A 9,725-nucleotide genomic window follows, 5' to 3' on the forward strand; every position below is an offset into this window, starting at 1 on the left:
CTGTTGCGGCTATAACTTATGGCCTTGATTTTAGGGCATCCCTGATTTCCATAAGTAGTTTTTCCTCGTTGCTTGGTGCAGGAGGGGCTGCCGGAGCAGCCTCGTCTTTTTTGCGTGCAGCATTTACTCCTTTAATAATAAGAAAAAGGATAAAGGCAACAATAAGGAAAGAGATTACGTTAGACAGGAAATTACCGTATTTAACTCCCGCTCCCCAGGTCAGGTCCTTAATGTTTTCAAGATTGGCGGCTTTAAGAACCGGGGTTAATATCAGCGGCGTGATGATATCTTCTACCAGCGATTTTACAATGGCGCTAAAAGCAGCACCTATGATAACACCGACAGCAAGATCCATTACATTGCCTTTAAGGGCAAAGTCTTTAAATTCTTTCATTAATCCCATAAGCTCAAATTTTAGTTTTAGAATAATTTTGTTTTGGTATGAAAGCTAAGGTACAAACAATTTTTTACTCTTTATAAAAAACCCTCTTAACGCGTTGTGAAATGCTTGTTAAGATCTCATACGGAATGGTGCCCAGCGCCTCTGCCATGTTAACAACCGATGGGTTTTTTCCAAAAATTACAGCCCTGTCGCCTTCTTTGCAATCAATGCCTGTAACGTTTACCATCATCATATCCATAGATATGGTTCCGGTTATCACAGCCTTCTTGCCGTTTATGATTACATAGCCTTTCTGGTTGCCCCACGCGCGCGGAATACCATCGGCATAGCCTATAGGCAGGGTTGCAATGCGGATGTTTTCTGTAGCAATGAATTTTCGGCTGTAGCCAATGCTTTCGCCCGGCTCTATGTCTTTTATCTGAAGTATAACAGTTTTTAGTGTGCCTACGGTTTCAAGATGGGTACGTTCGGTCTCATCGTTGCCTACGCCATACAGGCCAATGCCCAGGCGCACCATATTGTATTGCGCCTGCGGGAAATTATAAATACCTGAGGTATTCAGTATATGGCGGAGAGGATCTATCTCTAATTCAGAAATCAGTCTTGATGACCAATGCTCAAAATTGTCAATCTGTCCTAAAGTAAAGTCGCGGTACTCCGGCACATCGCTTGACGATAAATGCGAGAAGATGCTTTTGACCGACACAAGATTATTGTTCTTAAGCAGATCAATAAGCTCATCAAGCTGATTTTCCATAAAACCAAGTCGGTGCATGCCGGTGTCGAGCTTAATATGGATAGGGTAGTTGGAAAGGTTCTTTTGTTGTGCTACTGCTATAAATGCCCTAAGCTCTTTAGCCGAATATACTTCCGGCTCCAGGTTGTAGGCTGCCATTGCTGCAAAGGCACTACGTTCCGGGTTCATTACGATAATAGGTGTCTTGATGCCTGCATTGCGCAGGGCGATACCTTCATCGGCAAACGCTACACCCAGGTAATCTACCTTTTGATGTGAAAGGGCTTTTGCAATCTCATAACTGCCGCTGCCATAGCCAAAAGCTTTGACCATCACCATTATTTTGGTTTCGGGTTTCAGGCGGCTTTTGTAAAAGTTCAGGTTATGGATGATGGCATTGAGATTAATCTCCAATACTGTTTCGTGGGTCTTCTCTTCAAGGAATACCACGATCTCATCAAAACGGAAGCTTCGTGCGCCTTTAACCAGTACGGTTTCATTTTCAAAAGCATTGGCTTTATAATGGGCAAGAAACTCCTGCGTTGTGTCGTACGGAAAGAAGTTGGGGAAATCGGCCAGTTCGCGGCTTATCGTTTCACCAATACCTATTACCTGGCTAATGTTATGCCCTGATAGCAATTTAGCAACTTTAGCGTAGAGCTCTTCGGTTTCAAATCCGCTTTGGAAAACATCAGAGAGTATTATTGTTTTCTTGGTATGTGTCTTGTGCTGTTCTAAAAAGTCGAGCGCAATTTTAAGCGACTGGTAGTCAGAGCTAAAGCTGTCGTCAATAATCGTACAGCCATTAATGCCGTTCTTTACCTGAAGGCGAAGCTCAACAGGGTACAATCCGGCAAGGCGTTCTTTTATAATCTCATGGCTATAGCCGAGATATAACAATACCATCATACTGTTGATGGCATTTTCTACCGAAGCATCATCGGTAAATGGGATATCAACTTTAAAGCTAATTATGCCTTGCGTAATGGTAAGTGTGGTTTTTCCGAAGTTTTGATTCTTGCCAATGGTAACATCAGCACTTGCTTCAAAATTCCAGGTAAACGTTTTTATGCTTGGGTTGAGCAATGCAGAAACGGCATCATTCTTTTGATAGATAAACGTCTTTACATTGGTAAAAAGTTTCAGCTTCTCGCTGATCTTCTCGTCACGACTGCTAAAACCTTCGTCATGGGCTGAGCCAATGTTGGTCAGCAACCCAATATCCGGGCGGATTATCGGCTCCAGTTTTTCCATCTCGCCGGGAATAGAAATACCGGCTTCAAAAATGCCAAGATTATGCTTTTGGTTAATACCGATGACAGATAATGCCACACCCACCTGAGAGTTATAACTCCGCGGGCTTCTGATAATAGTATAATCAGGACTCAACAGATAGTTAAGCCATTCCTTAACAATGGTTTTTCCGCTGCTGCCGGTAACGGCAATAACCGGAAAACTAAAAAGCTGCCTGTAGTATACCGCAAAATCCTGAAGCGCTTTCAGGGTATTGTCAACGATAAAAAAGTTGGCTTTGTCTTTTGTTTCAGCAGGGATATGCGTTACCACAAAATTGACAACGCCTTTGTTAATGAGCTCGTTTATGTACTGGTGTCCGTCGCGGTTTTGTCCGCCAAGGGCAAAAAACAATGTGCCGCTGTTGTTTTGCAGCGAACGGCTGTCTATAGAAACATTATCAATTTCCATATTTTGCTCAATTCCCTCAAAGTGAGAATGCAGCGCGGGGATGATATCCTGGATTTTTATGCTCAAGTTAGATCGCGGTATTGTTAGAGCCAAGTATTTTCAGCCTTAATTGTTCGTTTGATAGTGTTTCGACAGTATTATTACTAATCTGTAACAAAGCTGAATTTATATCTTCAATAAATTCATGGGCAATTATTGGATTTCCTTCTGAATCAAAACCTAAACTGTCTGATTTATGTTTCATAAGATGTAAATTACAAAGTTTCTGCCTGTCCTTCAGCACCTCCTTTAAAGGTTTTTGGCTTTGCCGCTTCCTTCATCGCCGCATAATAAGCAGCCCTGCTAAGAGGTTCATATTCTTCGGTTTCTCCAAGCAATACAAGGTTGTCATTATTGGCTTTTCGAAAGCTGTAGTTGGCAAGGTTTCCTGTGCGGGTGCAGACAGCATGCACTTTGGTGACATATTCGGCGGTAGCCATTAGGGCAGGCATGGGACCGAAAGGGTTTCCTTTGAAATCCATATCAAGTCCGGCTACAATAACGCGAATACCGCTATTAGCAAGGTCATTGCAAACGGTTACGATCTCATCGTCAAAGAACTGGGCTTCGTCTATGCCCACCACATCACAGCCCTGCGCCAGCAGTTTAAGCATGGCAGAAGAAGTTACAGGGGTAGAGCGAATTTCGTTGGCGTCGTGAGAGACCACCATCTCTTCGTGGTAGCGGGTTTCTATTGCAGGTTTAAATATTTCTATCTTTTGTTTTGCAAACTGTGCCCTTTTGAGCCTGCGTATCAGCTCTTCGGTCTTACCTGAGAACATCGATCCGCAGATGACCTCTATCCACCCGAATTGTTCTTTATGATTTACTGTATTTTCAAGAAACATTTTGTATTTTTCAGGGTGTAAAACTTAAATGTTTTGTTTTACTTTGTATAAAACAAATTTATTAAAAAACTATTGCGCCACTTCCTATAATTCTAAAAGTTATGAAGAAAAGATTAGAAGCCGAACTGATAAGCATCGCTCACAGGATACTGAAACTGAAGAACAGGGCCGAGCTTGACCAGCTACAGCAGGAAACACTTAAGCTATATGAAAAAATAGCTGTGCTTAGGTTTGTGGAAGATAATTTTAGCGATGTAAAGCCTACTATAGGGCATGCATCGGCAGAGGAGACGCTTGAGGAAATATACGGACTTGAAGAAGAACCTGTAGTTCACGCTAATGAAGTAGAGGCTAAAGAAGAAAAAGCCAGGGAAGAAAAGAAAGCCGAACAGGAGAAAAAAGCTGAAGCTGAACCAAAACAAGAAGCTATAGAGAAAGAAACTGCTGATGAAAGCGGCGAAGGCGTGGCGGCAGAAAAAGAAGAAGCACCTGTTTCTGAAAAAGAGATAGAGGAAACAGAAGAGCAGTCTGATGAGGAACTTCCGGCTGAAGAAGAGGAAGGCGATCCGAAACCAGAAGATGCTGAAGAAGAGCCTGCTGTTGAAGAAGCCAAGGAAGAAGCTGAAACCGAAAAGAAACAAACTGAAGTAGAGGAGGAATCGACACCTGAACCTAAAGAAGAAGAAAAGGTTGAAGAGCCTGCAACAAAGATAGAGGTTGAAAAACCTGAAGAAGAATTAAAGGCAATGGAAGAAGCAGCGGCTGCCGTTTTTAAGAAAGAAGACGAGAGCTCCATTGAAGAAGAGGAAAAAGCTGCCGATGCCGAAATAATTACGATAGCGCCGGATCCTAAAACAAAAGTAGAAGATTCAGGGCTTCGCTTTGATTACGCTTTTGAAAGGCCTGCCGCACAGGAAGAGCCTGCAAAACAAAAAGAGATTACTTTTGAAGACTATAAGGACTATAAAGAGCCTGAGTTTGTAAAAAAAGAAGATGCAAATAGCCCAAAACAGGCTGAACCGGTTAAAGAAGAGCTAAAGCAAGAGTACAGGGACTGGCGCGACTGGGAACCATCAAAATCTGCAGAGGCTGAACCTGCTAAAGAAGAGACTAAGTCCGCACCTGTGGCAGAACAGCCAAAACAGGAAGCACCTAAAGAAGAGCCAAAGCAGGAAAGCAGCGTACGAGGCAATATTGCAACACGTTCTGATTTTGAGAGGCCGAAATCGCTTAATGACAGTTTAGGTAAAAGCATTTCGCTGGGCCTTAATGACCGCATTGCTTTTGAAAAGAACCTCTTTAGCGGAAGCACAGACGACCTTAACCGCGTACTGTCTCAGCTAAACACCATAAATACCTATGACGAAGCTAAAGGCTTTATTGAAAATCTTGTAAAACCAGATTATAACAACTGGGATGGCAAAGAGGAATATGAAGAGCGCTTTATGGCTATAGTTGAGAAAAAATTTAATTAATGTCCAAACTATATATAGTTCCTACACCTATCGGCAATCTGGAGGATATGACGTTCCGTGCCATTAAGGTGCTTAAGGAAGTAGACCTTATCCTCGCCGAAGATACCCGTACCAGCGCCAAACTGCTCAAGCATTTTGATATTGGTACGCACATGCACAGCCACCACATGCACAATGAGCATAAAACGGTTGAGGGTATTATTCAGCGCCTGGCTAATGGCGAAACGATTGCCCTTATATCGGATGCAGGGACACCTGCCATTTCAGATCCCGGATTTCTGCTGACCCGTGCCTGTGTAGAGAACAATATCCCTGTAGAGTGCCTTCCCGGCGCTACGGCTTTTGTGCCTGCACTCGTAAACAGTGGCCTGCCCAACGATAAATTTGTTTTTGAAGGCTTCCTGCCCGATAAAAAAGGAAGGCAGACGCGCTTTCTTGCATTGGCAGAAGAAACCCGTACCATGATATTTTATGTATCGCCGCATAAACTGGTTAAAACCTTAGCCGAATTCATCCAGTACTTTGGCGAAAGCCGACCGGTTTCCGTTTCACGTGAGTTGTCTAAGCTGCATGAGGAAACTGTGAGAGGTACCGCAACGGAAGTTTTGGCACATTTTGAAAAGAAAGAACCTAAAGGCGAGATTGTGGTTATTGTTGGTGGGTTTGTAGTTGAAGGAAAGAAGAAAAAGAATAGGGACGAAGAAGAATAATCATATGCAAAAAGCAGTTATTGTAGCACTGATTTTGTTTTACTCTGTGCATTTTAATGCTCAGGATAAGCTTACTAAGGCACATCAGGAAACGATAACAGAATTTATAGGCTTCTTTAAAAACAACGACAGGCAGAAGATTGCAGCTAATGTTTCATACCCTCTAAAGAGGGAATATCCGCTCCCTGAAATAAAAAGTAAAGTTGAATTTTTAGACCGGTTTAATGAGGTTTTTGATTCAAAACTCATCAAAACAATTGTAAACTCAAATCCTTTAAAAGAAGATGATTGGTCTGCTGTAGGTTGGCGCGGCATCATGCTGGGTAATGGAGACCTGTGGCTGGATTACGACGGCACCCTGCTCGCCATAAACTACCAATCTGCTCAGGAAGTTAAAAAATCAGCGGAGTTAATAGCTTCAGAAAAAAAGGCATTACATCCGTCTGTAAATAAATTCTATAAGCCTATCGCGGTATTGAAAACTAAAAAATTCAGAATTCGTATCGACGATTTGGGGCAGGGCAGGTATCGCTATGCCTCGTGGAGCAAATCTGCCAAGATAAGTGATAAGCCGGATCTTATTATTGAGAACGGAGAATTTTCGCCCGATGGCAGCGGAGGTAACCATCACTACACCTTTAAAAACGGCAAGTTTATATATCAGTGCGGCATTGTAGTGATTGGTGAAGAAAATAGTTCGCCCGCTTATCTCACAATTTACAAAAGCGGTAAAGCGATCTTATCTGAATCTGCAGATTTAGTGCAGTATTAATACTCTCATGTCTGATTTTTTATCAGGATAATTATTCCAATAATTTAAATGCGCTGGAACCTTAAACCAAAACCCGATTCCCATAAAGTCAATCACCTTGCTGAGGTACTGAGTATAGATGCTATTACGGCAGCATTGCTGGTGCAGCGCGGTATTGAAACTTATGAAGAGGCAAAAACGTTTTTCCGCCCTATGCTGAGCGATCTGCATGATCCGTACCTGATGAAGGATATGGATAGGGCCGTGGAGCGTATTGAACATGCTATTGCAGCAGGTGAAAATATACTGGTTTTTGGCGATTATGATGTAGATGGTACAACAGCTGTTTCGCTGGTATCTTCTTATTTGCGTTCGTATTATCCAAATGTGGCGACCTATATTCCCGACCGTTATAAAGAGGGTTATGGCGTATCTAATGCGGGGATCGATTTTGCCGATGATAACGGCTTCTCCCTGATTATAGCGTTAGACTGTGGTATCAAATCTATTGATAAAGTGGCTTATGCCAATGATAAGAATATCGACTTTATCATCTGCGACCACCACCGCCCCGGTGACGAACTTCCCGATGCTGTTGCGGTACTTGATCCTAAACGTGCAGACTGCCATTATCCGTATGACGAGCTTTGTGGTTGCGGGGTTGGCTTTAAACTGATCCAGGCGCTGGCATCCAACAGGGGGCAGACCATAGAAAATCTCGTGCCTTACCTTGACCTTGTAGCTACTGCCATTGCAGCAGATATTGTTCCTATAACAGGCGAGAACCGCGTACTGGCAAAATTCGGATTGGATGTTATCAATACATTTCCGCGGCCGGGTATCAAGGCACTTATTCAGAATGTAAAAAAGAAAATGCTGACTATAAGTGATGTTGTGTTTATCATTGCACCGCGCATTAATGCCGCGGGACGTATAAAACACGGCAACCATGCGGTAGAACTGCTTACCGAATTTAACCTGGAACAGGCCGAGGAATTTGCTTCGCAGATCGAAGGGCTGAACGCCGATCGTAAAGACCTTGATAAAGTTATAACTGCTGAAGCACTGCTTCAGATAGAAGATAATAGTGATCACGATAAATTTACAACCGTTGTATATCAGGAAGACTGGCATAAGGGTGTAATTGGTATCGTGGCATCGCGCCTTATAGAAACCTATTACAGGCCAACATTGGTTTTTACCAGAAGTGGCGATAAACTGGCGGCTTCGGCACGATCGGTTAAAGATTTTGATGTGTATAACGCCCTTGAGGCATGCGCCGAACATCTGGAGCAGTTTGGGGGGCATATGTATGCTGCCGGATTAACGCTTAAAGAAGAGCAATATCCGCTTTTCAGGCAAAAGTTTGAGGAAGTAGTGCAGCAAACCATACATCCTGACCTGCTGATTCCTGAAATATCTATTGATGCTGAAATTGATTTTGCAGATATCACACCAAAGTTTCATCGCCTGCTCAAACAGTTTGAGCCTTTTGGCCCGGGTAATATGTCGCCTGTGTTTATTTCGCGTGGCGTTAAGGACACCGGTTTTGGTAAACCGATAGGGGGTGACCAAACTCATTTAAGACTGTTTGTAAAGCAGGGAGAATCGGAAGGATATGCCGCGATAGGCTTCGGCCTTGCCAAAAAAATGGACCTTGCCTGTAACGGAGAAGTTTTTGATGCTGCTTATTCTATTGATGAAAATGAATGGAATGGAACGGTTAGCCTTCAGTTGAGGTTACGCGACATAAGGTGTAAGGATTAATCTTATTTTATCATTCTAGCGGAGGAAGAATCTCTTTCAAATAAGCGATAGTGAAAAATAATCCGTTTTTATTTAGAATGGTTTTAAATAATCGTTATTTTTGTTTGAAATCAATCGCGACATGAGAGAAGTAGAACAGATATATTATAATGAGTTTGGTGTAGCTTTTCATTGGAAGAAAAACAATGAAGTGTTTACACAAAAGGTACAAATCGTTTTTAAGGAGATGGGTTTTTATCTTTCGTATGAAGAAATAAAAGCTTTCGCCCAGATAATAGATAATACCTGCGAAGAAATGAGCTGTGACGGCTGCTGCCACAAAGGCAAGTGTCATAAATTTTTGCTTAAGACGCCTGTAGAGCAGATAGATCTTGCCGTGTCGCGTAATGAATTGTATCAGATTAAAGACCTTGTTGAAGGAACGCTCTTTAATATGGATCTATATGACTATATAACAAATGTATGCAGGAACTAATCCTGCATTATTTTTTATATTCTTTAAGTTCCAGTTTCTCTCCATCAAAAATGCCGTATGTGAAATAACCTATCCAGTCACCCAGATTCATATAAGTTGAGTTTTCACCTACTTTAATAGTCATTGGGAGGTGTCGGTGTCCAAATATAAAATAGTCGTAGTGTTTGGTCTCCAGTTTTCGTTTAGAGTATAAAACCAGCCATTCGTTTTCTTCGCCTAAAAATTTCACATCCTCATCGCCGGATATAAGTTTATTCTTAACAGACAGGTATTGGGCAAGTTTTACACCAATATCGGGATGAAGCCATCTGAACAGCCATTTTGAGAAAGGGTTGGTAAATACTTTTTTCATGCGCTTATACCCCTTGTCACCGGGACCCAGACCATCGCCATGACCTATAAGGAACACCTTTTCGTTAAAAGTGAATTGCTGCGGCCTGTGAAAAACCGGTATGTTGAGTTCCTTTTCAAAATAATCGCCCATCCATAAGTCATGGTTACCGGTAAAGAAATAAATCGTGATTCCGCTGTCGCGCAACTCAGCGAGTTTTCCAAGTACCCTTACAAATCCGCGCGGTACAACAGTTTTGTATTCAAACCAAAAATCAAAAAGGTCTCCTAAAAGGAAAAGCACGCCTGCATCATGTTTGATCTCGTCAAGCCACGCTACAAATTTTTGCTCTCTCGGAAAGCTTAGTTCTGGTGTTGGTGCTCCAAAATGCTGATCTGAAGCAAAGTATATGCGTTTGTTTGTGTCCATAAGGTTTGTAAGAGAGGAGCAAAGATAAAACTATTTTTCAGGATGCTTTATGTGTAA

General features: G+C 42.3%; 10 protein-coding genes. 5 read left to right on the plus strand and 5 right to left on the minus strand.

The window, feature by feature from the left end; all coding sequences use genetic code 11:
- Positions 1–16: 16 nt before the first annotated feature.
- The 4 genes from mscL to R1T16_RS12375 form a co-directional block, all read right to left on the minus strand.
- Complete coding sequence (gene mscL / locus R1T16_RS12360; protein WP_317501419.1) at positions 17–403, minus strand: large conductance mechanosensitive channel protein MscL; 387 nt, start codon at positions 401–403, stop codon at positions 17–19.
- 64 nt (positions 404–467) lie between these two features.
- On the minus strand, positions 468–2,909 hold the full coding sequence (locus tag R1T16_RS12365; RefSeq protein WP_317501420.1) for a bifunctional UDP-N-acetylmuramoyl-tripeptide:D-alanyl-D-alanine ligase/alanine racemase: 2,442 nt from the start codon (positions 2,907–2,909) through the stop codon (positions 468–470).
- A gap of 1 nt (position 2,910) precedes the next feature.
- Complete coding sequence (locus tag R1T16_RS12370; protein WP_317501421.1) at positions 2,911–3,087, minus strand: hypothetical protein; 177 nt, start codon at positions 3,085–3,087, stop codon at positions 2,911–2,913.
- 10 nt (positions 3,088–3,097) lie between these two features.
- Entirely contained in the window at positions 3,098–3,730 is a 633-nt protein-coding gene (locus R1T16_RS12375; RefSeq protein ID WP_317501422.1) for a thymidine kinase, read from the minus strand.
- Positions 3,731–3,831: 101 nt separating this feature from the next.
- Here R1T16_RS12375 and R1T16_RS12380 point away from each other — a divergent pair, with 101 nt between their 5' ends.
- The 5 genes from R1T16_RS12380 (at position 3,832) to R1T16_RS12400 (ending at position 8,908) form a co-directional block, all read left to right on the plus strand.
- Positions 3,832–5,205, plus strand: a complete 1,374-nt coding sequence (locus R1T16_RS12380; RefSeq protein ID WP_317501423.1) for a hypothetical protein — start codon at positions 3,832–3,834, stop codon at positions 5,203–5,205.
- Positions 5,205–5,915, plus strand: coding sequence for a 16S rRNA (cytidine(1402)-2'-O)-methyltransferase (rsmI, locus tag R1T16_RS12385; RefSeq protein WP_317501424.1), 711 nt, complete (start codon positions 5,205–5,207; stop codon positions 5,913–5,915). The genes R1T16_RS12380 and rsmI overlap by 1 nt, the downstream gene beginning before the upstream one ends.
- Before the next feature lie 4 nt (positions 5,916–5,919).
- On the plus strand, positions 5,920–6,687 hold the full coding sequence (locus tag R1T16_RS12390; protein ID WP_317501425.1) for a hypothetical protein: 768 nt from the start codon (positions 5,920–5,922) through the stop codon (positions 6,685–6,687).
- 48 nt (positions 6,688–6,735) lie between these two features.
- Complete coding sequence (recJ, locus tag R1T16_RS12395; RefSeq protein WP_317501426.1) at positions 6,736–8,433, plus strand: single-stranded-DNA-specific exonuclease RecJ; 1,698 nt, start codon at positions 6,736–6,738, stop codon at positions 8,431–8,433.
- Positions 8,434–8,554: 121 nt separating this feature from the next.
- On the plus strand, positions 8,555–8,908 hold the full coding sequence (locus tag R1T16_RS12400) for a hypothetical protein (RefSeq protein ID WP_317501427.1): 354 nt from the start codon (positions 8,555–8,557) through the stop codon (positions 8,906–8,908).
- Positions 8,909–8,915: 7 nt separating this feature from the next.
- On the opposite strand, the gene R1T16_RS12405 is transcribed toward R1T16_RS12400, so the two are convergent.
- Entirely contained in the window at positions 8,916–9,668 is a 753-nt protein-coding gene (locus R1T16_RS12405) for a UDP-2,3-diacylglucosamine diphosphatase (RefSeq protein ID WP_317501428.1), read from the minus strand.
- Positions 9,669–9,725 lie beyond the last annotated feature (57 nt).

Source organism: Flavobacterium sp. DG1-102-2, from assembly GCF_033042555.1.
Classification (GTDB): domain Bacteria; phylum Bacteroidota; class Bacteroidia; order Flavobacteriales; family Flavobacteriaceae; genus Flavobacterium.

Coding starts and splice junctions, on each gene's coding strand:
- mscL (WP_317501419.1), bottom strand. CDS start 403: ATGGGATTAATGAAAGAATTTAAAGACTTTGCCCTTAAAGGCAATGTA.
- R1T16_RS12370 (WP_317501421.1), bottom strand. CDS start 3,087: ATGAAACATAAATCAGACAGTTTAGGTTTTGATTCAGAAGGAAATCCA.
- R1T16_RS12375 (WP_317501422.1), bottom strand. CDS start 3,730: ATGTTTCTTGAAAATACAGTAAATCATAAAGAACAATTCGGGTGGATA.
- R1T16_RS12380 (WP_317501423.1), top strand. CDS start 3,832: ATGAAGAAAAGATTAGAAGCCGAACTGATAAGCATCGCTCACAGGATA.
- rsmI (WP_317501424.1), top strand. CDS start 5,205: ATGTCCAAACTATATATAGTTCCTACACCTATCGGCAATCTGGAGGAT.
- R1T16_RS12390 (WP_317501425.1), top strand. CDS start 5,920: ATGCAAAAAGCAGTTATTGTAGCACTGATTTTGTTTTACTCTGTGCAT.
- recJ (WP_317501426.1), top strand. CDS start 6,736: ATGCGCTGGAACCTTAAACCAAAACCCGATTCCCATAAAGTCAATCAC.
- R1T16_RS12400 (WP_317501427.1), top strand. CDS start 8,555: ATGAGAGAAGTAGAACAGATATATTATAATGAGTTTGGTGTAGCTTTT.
- R1T16_RS12405 (WP_317501428.1), bottom strand. CDS start 9,668: ATGGACACAAACAAACGCATATACTTTGCTTCAGATCAGCATTTTGGA.